This window comes from Cohnella sp. SGD-V74 (assembly GCF_003001675.1).
GTDB lineage: Bacteria > Bacillota > Bacilli > Paenibacillales > Paenibacillaceae > Cohnella.
On the sequence record NZ_PVYW01000025.1, the window covers coordinates 23,904 to 38,815 of the forward strand.

Here is a 14,912-nt window from a genome sequence, read left to right on the forward strand (position 1 = left end):
ATCGCCCGTCAAGGCGTACCTGACTTTCACCGCAAAATAAAAGGGCGACCGCAAGCATAGACCGCAGTCCCGCTCACGAATCAGCCCCTTCATGCTTTCAGGCGGGTTGCGCCGCCCTTAAATCCGTTGCAATCGATACACCCTTGCGGCGTTGCCGCCGAAAATATCGTCCCGTGCGTTCTCCGGCAATCCCGCGATCAGCGCCTCGAGCGTCGTTACCGTATCCGCGTATTCCCCGGCCAACCGGCAAACCGGCCAATCGCTGCCGAACAGAAGACGGGACGGACCGAAGACGTTCACGAGATGATCGACGTAGGGGCGAAGCGCCTCGACGAAATCCGCACCCTTCGGAACCTTCGTGATCATTCCCGACAGCTTGCAATAGGCTTCGGGGAAACTCGCGATGTCCGACATCGCCTTCATCCAATTGTCCCGATCTTCTTCCCGGTGAGTCGGGCCCCCGATATGGTTGACGACGACTCGCAACTCCGGCTCCGCTTCGAGCAGCTTCGCGGCGTCCGGCAGTTGCGCCGCCCCCATCAGCAGATCGACCGGGAAGCGGCGCTGTGCCAGGATGCGCAAAGATTGCCGCAGCCGCTCCGACAGGCGCAGCCGTCCGTCTTCGTCCCGCGGCCAATCGGGACGGATGCCGACGAACAGCGGATGGGCCGCGAGTCTCGTCAGCGTCTCTTCAAACTCCGGGGATTCAAGATCCATCCAACCGACTACGCCGGCAATGGTTTCTTCTTGCTCGGCCAAGCCTAGCAGGTACTTCGCTTCCGCAACGGTCGGAGCCGCCTGAACGACGACAGACGCGCGCACGCCGCTGGCCCGCAGCTCCGGCGCCGCCCTCTCCGGCAAATAGTCTTCGTACAGGAGTCCTCCGTCAGGACTCAGCCACCCGTAATCCCCTCGGCTCAGAAGCCAGTAATGCTGGTGGGCATCGATTATCGCTCTCATTGTCCATTTACCTCCACGCTGACGATCTCTTCCAGCTCGCGCCAGATCCGTTCCTCTTCCGCCGTATCCGCCCAAGGCTCGAAATGGGGCTCCATCGCGCCATGCCAATCCTGCGGCGTATTTGCCGTCGCGAGCAATCCTTTGCGAGGCGGCTCTACCTGGGCCGGAAGCTCCTGGTAAGAGAAAATAAACCGTTCGAAGCTGCCGATGATGTAGTACTTGCTGAATCCCCTCGGCTTCTCTTCTTGCAATTGATAATGCAAAAATACATAGCTGGCATATTGCTCCGGCTTCAATCGGGCGAGGCTGCCGACGCGCTGCCGGGGCTCGTAGCCGGGCCGCCTCCATGGAACGTCTTCCGACGGCTCGTCATCGTGAAAAATATCATTCAGCCGCACCTCGAATCTGTCGCCGCTTTCTCCTCCCGGCCACGGCTCGAGCAAACGCTCGATCTCCTCGTTCCAGAAGCCCCGATCCTTTCCGCGCTTCTCCCGATATTCCGCATAGACCAGAAGCAGCCGCCCGAAGCGGAAGACGGATAGGCGCTCAATCCCGTCCTCCCGGGCCGAGCGGGATACGAGCGAGAAGCGTCCGGTTTGCAGCCGCCGAACGACTTCCTCCTCTTGATTCGATTGTGTCTGCGATACGAGCATAACCCGCTCCATGCTTCTCTCTCCTCGTATAGTATCTTGTGAAAGCTTATATGTTTTATATAACATACCGGATGAATAATCAACGAGACGATCAGCGCGAAGCGTTTGCCTTGAAGACGCGGATCCGTCTATGGCCTCTGCGGTTCGCGCCGCAGGCCGTTCAGCCGTATTCGCATAGCGGGCCTCCGATTCAGCTTTCTTCCTTCCGGAAAACCGCCGACAAATCGACGGTCAAGCAGGCCACGGTAGCGGCCACAAGCACATCCTCCTCCGACCAGGTCGCCAGCAGGCGATACTCCCCATCTACGATCGCGAACTGCTCCACGAGCCGATAGACGGGATCGACCAACCAATACTCCCCGACTCCGAATTTCTCATAGGTCGACTTCTTGAGCGTCTTATCCCTCCGCGCCGTGCTCCCCGACAAAATTTCCACGACCAGATCGGGAGCGCCGTATACGTAACCGTCCCTGATAATTCCCCTGTTCTCCCCGCGAATGTATAAAATGTCCGGCTGCAAAATGTTCTCCTCGTCAAAATGAACGTCCATCGGGGCCAGCAAAATGACGCCGTCCTCCGAGCAGGCGGAATGGAACGCAATATACAGGCGCCCAAGCGCATCTTGATGCGAGAACTTCGGCGAGGTTAGAAAATCGTATCTCACGCCTCCGATAATTTCGTATCTCTCGTCGATAAAATAAGTGCCGTGCGTCTCCTTGACTTTACCCGGCTTCTCCTTCTTGCCCTCGCTCATCGCCATCTTCCTCCTCGTACGAAAACACCCCGCAAAGCAACACGAAACGTGTCTCTCTTTGCGGGGTGCTTCCCCATCGTTTTCCCTTATTATGGTCGAAAAAGAGCAGGCCTGTCAATTCATTGCCAGATCGGCTTACGGAACTTCGAGGACAAAAGGAACGACGAATACTTCGCCGCCGCGCTTGAACTGTCCCCACAGCTTATACGTTCCGCTCTCGGGAAAATCGATAGAGAACAACGCTTGCGGCCCGGAGGAGAGAGCATTGACCGGATGAACGTGAATGTACCTCTCGACCAGGGGATCGGTGGCGACGACATGCCCGACCGCGCCGAGATACGGCTCGAGATCGCGAACCGGCTTCCCCGTCTTCCGGTCGCGAAACGTAAATGCGATCGTGGAGGGCATGCCCGCCATTAGATGTCCGAGATGCAGCTCGACCTCCATCCCTCGCACGACGGTCTTCAGGCGCTTGCTCGCTTGAACCGCCGCCTCGCCTTCCGGCTCCGCTCCTTGAACGAATATCCGCTCGGCGCGGGTCAGCTGGATCATGCCGATCGGCATGAAGTCCGCGAACAGCCGATACTCTCCCCCAGTCGGAAACGTCATGCCGATGCGAAACCTCCCCTGCCCCTCGTAATCCGGATGGACGTGCACAAATTGCGACAAGTCCCGGCTGATCGCGATCAGATGCAGCTTTTTCTCGTGATTGATCTCGTAATCGGCGACAGGCAGACCGTCTCCGCCGGTAATCGTCAACGTCAGCCGCGCTTGTACGCCTGCTTCCGGAACGCCGTCCCATTCCCACTCGATCCGAACCTGTCGTTCGGCATCGCTTTCCTGCTGAACGCCGTCATGCGTATGCATCTGCGACAGCATCATCGGATCGAGCAAAGGGTCCTGCATCTCTTTCGGAACTTCCGGCAGCGCCATCATCATCTCCGCCATGCTCGCGTCCGGATCGGCCGACGATGAGGGACTCCGCGCGAACGCTTCGTCGCCTCCTCCGTCCGAGACGCTTTTCCCCAGCAAGAGCAGTGCCACCGCCAACAATCCTGCGAACACAGCCGTTTTCCACGTTTTCGCCATTGCGCGTTCACCTCTCTCGCCCCATTGTAGCGAACGCAGGTAAAGTTTCAGGCCTGTTTTCGTCCGGTTACGGTAAAGAGTCGGTTAATCGAGCATTCATAATGTCATATTTTCTAACATATCTATTGCAGAAATCTTACGTCACCCTTTATATTAAATAGAAAAACGATCGTCAACCCCATCCGCGGAGGTGCGCTTATGCCGGGAGAACTCATACTGACAGTGGACGACGAAGTGAAGATCGGCGAGCTGGTTGGCCTGTATTTGCTGAAAGACGGATTTCGCCACCGCACCGCGCTAAGCGGCCGGCAAGCGCTCGAGATCGCGAAGAAAGAGCAGCCGTCGCTGATCGTGCTCGACGTCTTCCTGCCGGATATGGAAGGCTACGAGCTGTGCGTGAAGCTCCGCCAGATGACCGACGTGCCGATCATGTTTCTGACCTGCAAGGATTCGGAGACCGACAAGGTCGTCGGCCTGTCCGTCGGAGCGGACGATTACGTGAGCAAGCCGTTCAGTCCCGTCGAGCTGATCGCCCGAATCAAAGCCCAGCTGCGCCGGGACCGCATCGTCCACGACCGCCGGACCGACGAGCCCGCCGTCCTCGCCACCGAACGCCTCCGGCTTCACGTGAATGCGCACGAAGCCTACCTGAACGACGTCAAGCCCGAGCTGACGTCCAAGGAGTTCCAGCTTCTCTCCTACTTGATGCAGAACGCCAAGCGGGCTCTGCCGGCCGACAGGCTGCTGAACCACGTCTGGGGCTACGACAGCCACCTCGATACGAAGACGCTCAAAGTCCACATCGGCCAGCTTCGCAAAAAGATCGAGCGCGACCCCGCCAACCCGAGCGCGATCGTCACCATTAGAGGTTTGGGGTACAAATTCGATGAGCCGCTTCTCTAGCCTGCGAAGGTTTGCCCATCCCCGAACCTTCTCCTCGCAGCTGCTCGCCAGTATGCTGATCGGTTCTCTCGTCCCTCTTCTTCTGATCTCTCTGTTGGCCGGCCAGACGATCCGCTCCCAACTGCGCAACATGAACGAATTAAGCGCGGACTGGTCCGAGCGCAACTATATTATCGCTTACGAGGCGAACATCCAGGAGCAGGTGAACGCGATCGGCGCCGAGCTGCGGCAAGTCGAGACCGCCGTGCTCGTCGCCAAGTCGATGGCCGAATCCCTCTTCTCCGACCGCGGCCGGGAACAATCCATCTCCCCGCTTGCGCTCGTCTACGACAAGCGCACCCGAAGCTTCCGGGAGCCTCGGCCGGACGGCCTCGGCACCGTCTCGATTTCGTTCGCGTCCGGGGCGGGGAAGCCGACGTTCGAACAAACCCGGGATTTGGCCATGGTCAAGCCTTTGTATCCGATCTTCAAGTCGATTCAGTCCAACAATCCGACCATCGTGAACATGTACTATATTCATCCCCAGTCGGGCAGCTTCTTCTATCCCGAATACGACGGTCCGGCGGAGAAGGACATGGGGCCGATCCAGGATCTTACGACTTACTCCTTCTACTTCCAGGCGCTGAGCGTGCCGCCGGGGCAAGAGCGGATCGTCTGGACGAAGCCGTACTTCGACATTACGCCCCGCGGGTGGATGTTCACCGCCACGACTCCGGTATACGATTCTTCCGGCAAGCTGAGGGGAGTCGTCGCCGCGGACGTCCAAATTCAGCGCTTCGTCAAAAATGTGCTGGACGCGAGGTTCGCAGACGAAGAAGGCTTCGCGCTGCTGCTGGACCAGGAGTACGATCTCATCGCCGTCCAGGACCGGGGCGCGGACGAGATCGCCAAGCTGGACATGGCTTCGCTGTTCGGTCCGGGCCACGACAACGGGTTTCGCAACCTGCCGCTCCTCGGGGAACAGCATGAAGTGTTCAGCCGGAGAATCCCGTCGACGGGATGGATTCTCGGGTATATCGTCCCCGAACGGAAATTGCTGGAGCCGGTAAACGCGGCCTCCGAGGAGCTGCAGCGCAATTCGGGCGAGAAGCTGTTCGGTCAATTGGCGCTGCTCTCGGGGCTGGCCGTCGGACTCAGCCTGCTGCTCGCCTACTACATGCAATCCAGATTGGCCCGCCCCGTCTCCCTGCTGTCGGACGCTTTCGCCCGCATGGAGGACGGAACTTTCGAAGGCAAGCTCCACGATACGCAGACGATGGAATTCAATCATCTGCTCAACGCCTTCAACCGCATGTCGGCCAAAATCAGGGCGCTGCTGGAGGAGCAATCGGCGCTGAATCAGGAGCTGGAGCACAAAGTCGACAAGCGCACGGAAGAGCTGCGCGTCATGAATCAGGAGCTGGAGCTGCGGATCGACCAGCTTATTCGCATGGAGAGCTGGCGTAAACGGCTGTTCATGAACATCTCCCACGACCTGAAGACGCCGATTACGCTCATTCGCGGCTACGTAGAAGCGATCAACGACGGCACGATCCCGCCCGAATCGGTCGGAAGCTTCCTCCGCCGTATCGACGAAGAGACGCGGACGATTACCCGGTTCGTCCGCAATCTGACCGAGCTCAGCATGCTGGAGACTCGGCAGCAGCAAGCCTCCTTCGAATCGCTGGCAATTCGGGACTTGTACGCGGCCACTGCGGACAAATGGTCGGCATTCGCTTCCGTGGAGAAGCGCGAATTTCGCATCTCGCCTCTGCCGCCGGACGAACGAGCCGTCGTGAACGTCGATCGCCATCTGATGGCCAGGCTGCTCGACAATCTGATCGAGAACGCGATGAAATACTCGGCGGCCGGCTCTCCCGTCGCTTTCGAATGCCGGGTGGACGAGGATTGCGCGGCGCTGTCCGTCATCGATTCCGGCGCCGGCATTCCCGAAGCCGAGCTGCCCCATGTATTCGATTCCTTCTACCGCGTGGACAAGTCGCGCAACAGTCACGTGCCCGGCAGCGGACTCGGGCTCGCTATCGCCAAAGAGATCGCCGCCATGCACGACAGCCGCTTGACCGTCTCCCTGAACGAAGGCGCTCCGGGCTGCACGTTTACTTTGATCATGCCTATCCTCCTGAACAACCGGGATTAACTCCGCACCGGAATGTCCGTGATTCCTCCTCCGCATCTCCGTCCCGGAATGTCCGGGATCGGCCCTCCCGCCCTCCGCACGCCAAAGCGCGGCGATCCGTCCAACCGCCGGATCGCCGCGCCCTCTTTTATTTCACGTCTTCCACCTTCGCCAGGTCGAGCGTCGGAGTTTCATCGAAGAAGTTAAACGGCTTGATCATCGCCGTCACCCATTCGGTCGGCATGATCGGGAATTCCTCGGCGCGCATGACGTGCGTCGTTCCCGTCGTCAGCCAGACGACCGTGTCGGTGTTCTCGATCTTCCGGTTTTGCGCCGTCCACATTCCGAGCCCGGTGTCCTTGTTATGCGCCGGATATTTGCCCTCCGAATACAATTCATCTTTCTTGTACGGAGTTACGAATACGTGATTGGAAATAAATTCAGCGCGCTTGAGCACGTAATCGGTCTTCGTGAACAGCGGCTCCTCCGCGAAAGGATGCGTTCCTCCCGCATACGGAATGACTTGATATCCGGTCGAGTACCCCTGCCTGTTCTTGGCTCCGCTCGTGTTCGAGACGAGGACGATTTTGTCCGGATCGAACTTCTGGATCGCCTGCTGTTCCGTCTTGTACGTTTTGTTCACCGTGATCATCTCGCTCCGGGCGAATTCAGGATCCGCTACCGAGACGGCCTTCGGCAGGATTTCGCCGACCGAGTTGGCCAATCCGTCCACATCGAGATCGAGCCGCAGGCTGAAGATGTGCTGGTGCGTCGGCGCTACGATGTTGGCATCGACGAGCGTACCGTTGCGCGTATCCTCCTTCGCGGTCGGGTCCTGCATCGTCTTGCTGTCGACGGCCTTCGCCTGGGCGAGTCCAGTCGCGCCGACCATGATCTTGATCGTTCCGTTCTGCAGGAACACCCAATCGAGAATGTAGTCGTAGTTGCCGATCGTAGCGATGTTCCGCAGCACGAGCTCGCGGCGCTCGCGGGCATCCCCGTTGTGCGACCATTCCGCATCGGCATAGCGCTCGAACAGCGCGAACGCCTTGTCAATCACCTTGGCCTTGCCCTCCGTGTCGTTGATCGCAGCGCTGAAATACGTCGCGTTCTGCGGCGCGTCCGCGCCTTCGTTGAGCGGCCGGGACGACAAGCCGATGCCGTACTCGCCCGCGTCCATGAAGATTTTGTACAGCCACGCCGGAGAAGGGTCGCCGTAAGGAACCATCATGCCGCCGATGAAGCCCTCGTACATGATTTTGCGCTTCGTGCCGTTGTCGTCGAAGGAAACCGTCGAGACGATCGGTCCGACCCGGGGATCGAGGCGGAAGTGGAACTTGAAGTTCTGCCATTCGATCATCGTGCCCTTGACGTTAAAGCTCGCTCCCTTGGGCTGGGAGATGATAAGCGGCTTGAGTTGATCGGTCCGCTTGCTCTTCACGACTTTGGAGTAATCGTTGGGGTCCTCGGACACCGGTGGATTGCCGTAGTCGTAGATTTTGAGCACCTTTTTCTTGTCGAGATCCACGAGGAACGCCAGACCGTCGATCGGGTGGGCGTTCCAGTTGGCGTCGAGACCGAACGCCCTGGCCGGCACGGACATGGCCAGGCGCGATCCCGGCGGAGTCAGCTCCGGACCGTAATCGCCAAGCGGGCCGTCGGCGAACGTCAGCTTATCCAGATCGGTGAAGCCGTGCTTGGCGAGCACCTCGACCGCGGCCTTGTCGTTCTTGACGATCTCGGTCGTCTGCCCCCATTCGGTGTAGATCGGCCAGCCCGTCTTCACGGCCTGCCAAGAGATCACTTTGCCGTTGTCGAGATCGACTACGCCCTCGTAGGGCTTGCCGCCCTTGATCGCGTTGAAGGTCGCGTGTCTCGGCAGACCCGGGGAGCCCGGACGATCATCCCATTCCCACACCTTCAGCTTGTCGGGCTCCTCCAGCTTGATTTCCGCGAAGTACAGATCCTCGCTCCCGTACGAAGACGCCTTGACAATCGAAGCGGCTTTCTCGATTTCTTCCGGCGTCAGCGGATTCAGCGGATGATAGACGATTTTCTGAATAGCCGCCGAAGACAGCCCCGTATCGAACAATCCCGGTATGAAGCTCGTGCAAGACAACGCCACTGCCAGCACCGTAGACGATGCAACCAACTTTTTATGCTTCATGGTTCCCCTCCATACCCCTGTTTTGTACAATCCCCAACCTCAACCGCGCGGTTATGTTAGGAATTCTAACACCCAAAGGTAATAGAAACAGGAGCAGAAGGTAAAGATCGGCTTACAGTTTGGTAAATTTACGAAACGCGGACATCCGCATTCTGCACAGCCCGCTCCCAAGCGTCCACGCAGACCGGGTCGAAGTGCGTCCCTCTATGCTCGCGAAGGAAAGCCATCGCTTCCTCGCGGGACATCGCTTTCCGGTAGGCACGGTCCGAGGTCAACGCGTCGTACACGTCGGCCACGGCCACGATTCTGGCCATAAGCGGGATCTCCTCTCCCCGCAGCCGATCCGGGTAGCCTTGGCCGTTCCATTTCTCGTGATGCGACCGGATGATCTCCAGCTCTTCCTTCATGAAGCCGAGCCTTCTGCACATCTCATAGCCGCGCACCGGATGCCGCTCGATAACCGCCCGTTCCTCCTCCGTCAGCCGGCCCGGCTTGTTCAGAATGTCGTCGGGAACGTCGAGCTTGCCGATGTCGTGGACGATCGTACCGTGCGACAAGGCCCGCAGCTGGTCCGGCCTGAGCTCCAACTGCTCGGCGATCTGCAGGGCATACAGCGTCACTCGGAGATTGTGCCCCGCCGTATACACGTCCTTGCTCTCGGTAGCGGCCATGAGCGCTTTGACGCTCGGAGAGATCGAGTCGGTGACTCTCTCGATCGGGTCCGTCGCGAACAAAGCCCGCAGCGCGCCGGCGAGCGACTTGTTGGCCGCATACTGCTTCTTCAAGCCGATCAGCATGGCGATCATGGAAGCCAAAAGCAGAAAATGATACAGCCACCAGCTGAGCCGCCACGTCTCCCCCGTAACCATGATCAGCTGCGAGACGACCATCCAGCCCGAGCTGTACACGATAGCCATCTGCAGCGGAAACTTCGAATATTCGTAAGCCTGATAGTAGCGGTACATCGTATGGAAATTAAGCGCAATGACGACGACTGTAACGAGGCCGTTAAGGGGATACACGTTCAGCCGAATGAAGGAGACGGCGTCGGGATAGGCGAGCGATGCCGCCCCGAGCGCAGCGAGCACGATCGTCCAGAGCGGAAGCAGCGTTCTTTCGCGCCGCGAAAAATAACGAACCAGGCGATGGTCGGAGGGCAGCGCGGACAGCCATAGCCAGAACGTGGCCAACAGAACGCTGAGCGGCGCTGTAACGCCGGGAAGATGGGTCGCGTGCAGCATCAGATTCGGCGTGGACAGACCATGGACCATGAAGACTTCGGCCAGAGAAACGAAAGCAAGCGCAAGAAAACCGACTTTGGCGTTGCGGACCCGACGTCCGGCGATGCCGACGGCAAAGGCGATGAAGACCGCCAATAGAGCGACAACGCTTACAACATAGAAGTGTCCCGCGGGTAGATGGAGCGATACGTCCCACGCTTGTCTTCTCATGAATTCATAGAGCAAATACGGGAGCAGGATGCCCGCAATCGGACCGGCAAGCGTTCTGAGCTTCATCGCGCACTACACCTCGCTAGGTTGGGAAGAATGTCCAATAAGGATGTTACACACAGTGTAACATCCTTCGCGCGAATTCAACAATATGCGACGGCATTCGCCCAAGACCGACCCCAATGCCGGTGCTAATAGTGATGTAAATCAGGTTGCTGTTATCGCTCGTTCTGGTTATCTTTTATGGCTCAGTTCTATCGTCAACGTAAATCATATATTGAACAAATAGAATTTTTACAATTACATCCACTAAAAAAATAAGAAACCCTTGATTTATCAGCATTCCTGACAAGTCAAGGGTCTCATTTAGTCTCAATTACTATAGTTACTCACAACGATTTCCGGCGGTCGAACGTTACACCTTATAAGCCTTCATAGCCTTCACGATTTCCTTCATCGAAGGACGCTTGCCGTACATCAGCACGCCGACGCGATAGATCTTCGCGGAGAGCCAGCCGATGGCCAGAATCGAAGCGATCAGAATGCCGATGGACAAGGCAATCTCCCACCAGGCCGGTTCCGCAACTCCGATTCGAAGGAACATAATGAACGGAGAGAAGAACGGAATGTACTGACAGACAACCATCAGCGTGCTGTCCGGCTGGTTCAAGCCGAAGATGGCGATATAGAAGCCGACGAGCGTCAGCATCGTGATCGGCATGACCGCCTGGCCGAGATCCTCGGTCCGGCTGACGATCGATCCGATCGCGGCGAACAAGGTCGCGTACAGGAAGAAGCCGGCCAGGTAGAAAAATATCGCGGAGATCAGCAGCAGCGGATCGATCGAGCTCAGATCGAAGCCGAAGTTCTTCAGAATGTCCGAGTTATGCGGCAGCGACAGGTTCGCCACCAGCGCGCCGACCAGAATGACGATCTGGATCATGGCGACGAGGAACGTTCCGAGAATTTTCCCCCACATCTGCTTCAGCGGAGACACGCTCGTGACGATGATTTCCATGACGCGGGAGCTCTTCTCGGCCGTAATCTCGGTTGCGATCAGCTGTCCCGTGATCATGACGGCCATGAACAGCATAATGATCATGACATACGTAAGCGCGATAGCGACGCCTTGCTCCTCCTCGGTTTTACCTTCCTCATTCGTGAAGCTGACCTTCTGGGTCTGGAACGAAACGGGAGCGTGCAGCTGCGCTTTCTGCGCATCGGTCAGCCCCGCTCCGTCAAGAACGGTATCGTACTTCACCTGCTGGAGAGCCGCCGTAAGAGAGGACGAGGTTCCTCCCTCGAACGCGCTCTTGGAGTTGTACGTCACTTTCGGGAACCCGGCCACGGCGTCCTCCTGGAACGTCAAGTAGCCTTTAATGTCGCCGTTCTCAAGCGCGGACTTCAGCTGCTCCTCGGACGCGATGCCGACCAGCTCAACGCCGGGCTCCGGCAGCTTCGCGTAGTGGCTCTTGAGCCCTTCCACGACCTGCGTCTGCTGCCCTTCCGCGTAGCCGACTTTCGTTGCGCCTCCGCTGCCTCCGCTCAGCTTCTCGATCAGGTAGGGCAGGTTGCCCACCACGACGAGCAGAAGCGCGAGCACCACCGTCATAATAATAAATCCTTTGCTGCGCAGCTTGTTGCGCATCGTAAACGACATTACCGTCCATAAGCTGTTATTCATGGCTCTCACCTACCGTTTTAATAAAGATTTCGTTAAGCGTCGGCTCCAATACTTCGAAACGGTTAACCGGTCCTTGATCCAGAACGTGCTTCAGAATGCTCTGTCCCACAGCCGGGGAATCCACCTTCAACTCGTAGCCGCCATGCTCGTGCAGGGTGACCTGCCTGACGCCCGGGATCTTATCCAGCCCTTCGATCTTCCCGTCGGCCGTAACGATGACTCGTTCTTGCGGGAACTTCTTCTTGATCTCCTTGATCGGGCCTTGCAGCACCGGATTGGATTTGTGCAGAATCGTAATGTTGCGGCACAGCTCCTCGACGTGCTCCATCCGGTGCGTCGAGAATACGATGCTCGTGCCTCCGTCCCGCAGCTCTTTGACCGTCGTTTTCAGCAGCTCCACGTTGACGGGGTCAAGTCCGCTGAACGCCTCGTCCAGAATGAGGATTTTGGGCTTATGGATAACGGCTGCGATAAACTGGATTTTCTGCTGGTTGCCCTTGGACAGCTCTTCGACCTTCTTGTTGTAATACTCCGGCACTTGGAACTTCTCCAGCCACAGCTTCAGGTTCTTGTCGGCGTCCTTGCGGGACATGCCGCGAAGCTGGGCGAGATACATAATCTGCTCGCTTACTTTGATCTTCGGGTACATGCCCCGCTCTTCCGGCAAGTAACCCAGCATGCTCAGCTGCTGCTCGCTGTAGGAATTGCCGAGATAGCGAATGTCTCCCTCGTCCGGCAGAATCAAGCCTAGTATCATGCGCATCGTTGTCGTTTTTCCCGCGCCGTTGGCGCCCAGCAATCCGTAAATTTCCCCTGCCGCTACTTCGAAGCTAAGACCGTTCACGGCCCTCTTGTCGCCATAATTTTTAATAATTCTGTCTACTTTTAACGGATTCATCGTCTTGCTTCCTCCTTCCGAATTAAACAGCTCAATATATCTTCCAGATCCATGCGCTGGACGGCCAGCACTTGGAATCCGTTGTCCCGGCAATACGCTTCTCCCCGTTCGGGTTCGTCCACTTCCAGCCTGTAGAGACCCGGTCCCGCTTCCGTCAGCCCTTGAAAGCCGGGAGTTCGCTGGAGCATCTCGCTGCCGCCCTTCTGGGCGTATTCAATCTGCACGACGATCGTTCGCCAATCGTCCAGCAGCCGGTCCTTCTCATAGAGGCCGAGGACTCTCCCCCGGTAGATAAACAGAATGTAGTCGGCAAGCCTCTTGATCTCCTCAAGAATGTGGGTGGCCAGCACGAGCGTCCGGTCTCCTGGCTCCATATAGCGCCCGAGCTCCTGAAGCATCGTCTTCCAAGCGAACGGGTCCAGTCCGGATGAAGGTTCGTCGAGCATGAGCAGCTCCGGATCGTGCGCCATCGCGATGGACAGCTCGGCTTTGCGCCTCATGCCCTTGGACATCTTGGACAGTCTGATCCCGCCGTCTACGTCGAAGTGGCGAAGCAGCTTGCGATACTTCTCCCAATCCCACCCCGGATACCAGCGGGAAGCGAACTTCGCTTTCTCGTCGGCGGTCAGATGGTTCTCGTGGGCATGAGGGTTTTCCGCAAGGAATCCGATTCGGCTCTTGTACTGATCCTCCTGGTTCCCGTTCAGCGGCGTGCCCAGCACTTCGGCTTCTCCCGACAGTACCGGCTCGAGCCCGAGCAGAGCCCGGAACAGCGTGCTCTTGCCGGAACCGTTCGGCCCGACGATCGCTGTTACCATCCCTTTGGGAATGTCGCAGTCGATCGGCCCGAGGGCAAATCTGTCATGCTGCAGCTTCATTCCGCGCAGGGAAATCGCGGCTTCCATATTTGCAACCGTCATGTGGCATCCCCCCCTCTTTCCGTCGATTTTCGATGCAAAGCTTGCCGGAACGCCGTCTCGATCTCTTCGGGCGCGCACTGGAGCTGGAGCCCGAGTTCGATCGCCTTCTCCAACTCTTCGGTCACCCGTTCCAGACGGTGTTCTTCCCGCGCGACCGTCCCCACTCCCGCAACGAACGTGCCCGTGCCTTGCCTAGTGCGAATCAGGCCTTCGTTTTCCAAGTCCTGATATACTCTTCGCACCGTTATCGCGCTGCATTTCAGCGACACCGCCAGCTCTCGAATCGAAGGAAGCAGCGTGCCTTCCTTCAGTTGTCCGCCGAGGATGAGCCCGCGAAGCTGAACCTCGATCTGGTGATAGAGCGGTTCCGGACGTTGTTCATCTATTCGTATCGGCAGCCACACAAGCTCACCCCTCTTTCCTTATCCGTCGCTTAGAGCGGCAACGACCTTGCGCGGATTCGTCCGACCGTCAGCTTATGTCCTGCCGCTGTCGCGACTGCCGCGAGGATCGCCATTCCAATAAGCACCGCCGGTCCGTAGCCGTCTTTGATGATGTCCAGCACGCTCCGGAACAGGTGGACGCCTTGCCAGGCCAGAATGGTCGAGATCGCCGCGACCCCAATCATCAGTCCGAAATACACCAGACAATATCGTTTGCCTGTATAACCAAGCTCCATCAGAATGATCAGCGAGAGGAGCGTCGCCCCGTAGCACATCCAGATGAGCCCGTTCTCGATCCACTGCATCGGAGTGACGTATTCCCTCAGCGCCGGCGTAAACAGGTATTGCGCAAGAAGGTAAATTCCGCCGATGACCGGTAGCATCACCGCGCTCTGCAGCATTCTGGCCCGAACGATCGCGGCAACCGGGATCGGCATCGTACGCCACTGGGCAATCCTTTTCGAATAGTAATCGTCTCTCCACATGTTCCACGAGGGCTTGCTCATCACCATTCCGAAGATTGGATACATGGTCATGTTGAGCCAATCGACAAGACCGTTCAGCGCTCTCGGGACGTTCTCGTCTCCCGCAAGCAGCCCGCCGATCGTGGCGCTGTTGATCGTTGCCAAATATAGCGCGAATAAGAGCGTAAAAAGCATCCCTAGCCGTTCGCGTCTCCACAAATAAGCTCCGATATAAGCGACGGCTTGCCGCTGGTTCATCGTGAATCCCCCCAGCACAGTGTTCATGTGTGTATATCCATATACACACTATACAGTGCATAACACTTATCGTCAACCCCATAGAGGAATCTTTTTCCTTATGGCGAATGGTTTTAGGTAAACTTTATATTTCTCTGCACCCATTTCTCTGC

General features: G+C 57.8%; 13 protein-coding genes. 2 read left to right on the top strand and 11 right to left on the bottom strand.

Features of this window, described 5'->3' with window-relative positions:
• Positions 1-117 precede the first annotated feature (117 nt).
• From B0G52_RS29460 to B0G52_RS29470, 4 genes are all read right to left on the bottom strand, one after another.
• Positions 118-960: an amidohydrolase family protein gene (locus tag B0G52_RS29460; protein ID WP_158223934.1), complete on the bottom strand. Its 843-nt coding sequence runs from the start codon at positions 958-960 to the stop codon at positions 118-120.
• A complete protein-coding gene (locus B0G52_RS35755; protein WP_158223935.1) occupies positions 957-1,625 on the bottom strand; it encodes a hypothetical protein in 669 nt (222 codons plus the stop codon). The genes B0G52_RS29460 and B0G52_RS35755 overlap by 4 nt, the downstream gene beginning before the upstream one ends.
• 178 nt (positions 1,626-1,803) lie before the next feature.
• Positions 1,804-2,367 carry a Uma2 family endonuclease gene (locus tag B0G52_RS29465; protein WP_158223936.1) on the bottom strand — a complete coding sequence of 188 codons (564 nt, stop codon included), beginning with the start codon at positions 2,365-2,367 and terminating at the stop codon, positions 1,804-1,806.
• Positions 2,368-2,502: 135 nt separating this feature from the next.
• Positions 2,503-3,456: a hypothetical protein gene (locus tag B0G52_RS29470; protein WP_094050008.1), complete on the bottom strand. Its 954-nt coding sequence runs from the start codon at positions 3,454-3,456 to the stop codon at positions 2,503-2,505.
• Positions 3,457-3,654: 198 nt separating this feature from the next.
• On the opposite strand from B0G52_RS29470, the gene B0G52_RS29475 reads away from it, so the two are divergent.
• Both B0G52_RS29475 and B0G52_RS29480 read left to right on the top strand, forming a co-directional pair.
• A complete protein-coding gene (locus tag B0G52_RS29475) occupies positions 3,655-4,359 on the top strand; it encodes a response regulator transcription factor (RefSeq protein WP_094050009.1) in 705 nt (234 codons plus the stop codon).
• Complete coding sequence (locus B0G52_RS29480) at positions 4,343-6,496, top strand: sensor histidine kinase (protein WP_094050010.1); 2,154 nt, start codon at positions 4,343-4,345, stop codon at positions 6,494-6,496. The genes B0G52_RS29475 and B0G52_RS29480 overlap by 17 nt, the downstream gene beginning before the upstream one ends.
• A gap of 127 nt (positions 6,497-6,623) precedes the next feature.
• Here B0G52_RS29480 and B0G52_RS29485 read toward each other — a convergent pair whose 3' ends face one another.
• The 7 genes from B0G52_RS29485 to B0G52_RS29515 all read right to left on the bottom strand — a co-directional run bounded on the left by B0G52_RS29485 (position 6,624) and on the right by B0G52_RS29515 (position 14,787).
• Positions 6,624-8,642 carry a copper amine oxidase gene (locus B0G52_RS29485; protein ID WP_094050011.1) on the bottom strand — a complete coding sequence of 673 codons (2,019 nt, stop codon included), beginning with the start codon at positions 8,640-8,642 and terminating at the stop codon, positions 6,624-6,626.
• Positions 8,643-8,770: 128 nt separating this feature from the next.
• The gene (locus B0G52_RS29490; RefSeq protein ID WP_094050012.1) at positions 8,771-10,159 is read right to left on the bottom strand and encodes an HD-GYP domain-containing protein; all 1,389 of its coding nucleotides are present in this window, start codon (positions 10,157-10,159) and stop codon (positions 8,771-8,773) included.
• Between the two features lie 349 nt (positions 10,160-10,508).
• Entirely contained in the window at positions 10,509-11,777 is a 1,269-nt protein-coding gene (locus B0G52_RS29495; protein ID WP_094050013.1) for an ABC transporter permease, read from the bottom strand.
• Positions 11,770-12,675 carry an ABC transporter ATP-binding protein gene (locus B0G52_RS29500; protein WP_094050014.1) on the bottom strand — a complete coding sequence of 302 codons (906 nt, stop codon included), beginning with the start codon at positions 12,673-12,675 and terminating at the stop codon, positions 11,770-11,772. The genes B0G52_RS29495 and B0G52_RS29500 overlap by 8 nt, the downstream gene beginning before the upstream one ends.
• On the bottom strand, positions 12,672-13,595 hold the full coding sequence (locus tag B0G52_RS29505) for an ABC transporter ATP-binding protein (protein ID WP_094050015.1): 924 nt from the start codon (positions 13,593-13,595) through the stop codon (positions 12,672-12,674). Before B0G52_RS29505 ends, B0G52_RS29500 begins: the two co-directional genes overlap by 4 nt.
• Positions 13,592-13,999 (bottom strand): GntR family transcriptional regulator, encoded by a 408-nt coding sequence (locus tag B0G52_RS29510; protein WP_094050016.1) that lies wholly within the window; start codon positions 13,997-13,999, stop codon positions 13,592-13,594. Before B0G52_RS29510 ends, B0G52_RS29505 begins: the two co-directional genes overlap by 4 nt.
• 29 nt (positions 14,000-14,028) lie before the next feature.
• Complete coding sequence (locus B0G52_RS29515) at positions 14,029-14,787, bottom strand: hypothetical protein (RefSeq protein WP_143762669.1); 759 nt, start codon at positions 14,785-14,787, stop codon at positions 14,029-14,031.
• Positions 14,788-14,912 lie beyond the last annotated feature (125 nt).

What these genes read in the sequence shown, in the direction of transcription:
- B0G52_RS29460 (WP_158223934.1), bottom strand. Translation starts at nt 960, where the DNA reads ATGAGAGCGATAATCGATGCCCACCAGCATTACTGGCTTCTGAGCCGA.
- B0G52_RS35755 (WP_158223935.1), bottom strand. Translation starts at nt 1,625, where the DNA reads ATGGAGCGGGTTATGCTCGTATCGCAGACACAATCGAATCAAGAGGAG.
- B0G52_RS29465 (WP_158223936.1), bottom strand. Translation starts at nt 2,367, where the DNA reads ATGAGCGAGGGCAAGAAGGAGAAGCCGGGTAAAGTCAAGGAGACGCAC.
- B0G52_RS29470 (WP_094050008.1), bottom strand. Translation starts at nt 3,456, where the DNA reads ATGGCGAAAACGTGGAAAACGGCTGTGTTCGCAGGATTGTTGGCGGTG.
- B0G52_RS29475 (WP_094050009.1), top strand. Translation starts at nt 3,655, where the DNA reads ATGCCGGGAGAACTCATACTGACAGTGGACGACGAAGTGAAGATCGGC.
- B0G52_RS29480 (WP_094050010.1), top strand. Translation starts at nt 4,343, where the DNA reads ATGAGCCGCTTCTCTAGCCTGCGAAGGTTTGCCCATCCCCGAACCTTC.
- B0G52_RS29485 (WP_094050011.1), bottom strand. Translation starts at nt 8,642, where the DNA reads ATGAAGCATAAAAAGTTGGTTGCATCGTCTACGGTGCTGGCAGTGGCG.
- B0G52_RS29490 (WP_094050012.1), bottom strand. Translation starts at nt 10,159, where the DNA reads ATGAAGCTCAGAACGCTTGCCGGTCCGATTGCGGGCATCCTGCTCCCG.
- B0G52_RS29495 (WP_094050013.1), bottom strand. Translation starts at nt 11,777, where the DNA reads ATGAATAACAGCTTATGGACGGTAATGTCGTTTACGATGCGCAACAAG.
- B0G52_RS29500 (WP_094050014.1), bottom strand. Translation starts at nt 12,675, where the DNA reads ATGAATCCGTTAAAAGTAGACAGAATTATTAAAAATTATGGCGACAAG.
- B0G52_RS29505 (WP_094050015.1), bottom strand. Translation starts at nt 13,595, where the DNA reads ATGACGGTTGCAAATATGGAAGCCGCGATTTCCCTGCGCGGAATGAAG.
- B0G52_RS29515 (WP_143762669.1), bottom strand. Translation starts at nt 14,787, where the DNA reads ATGAACACTGTGCTGGGGGGATTCACGATGAACCAGCGGCAAGCCGTC.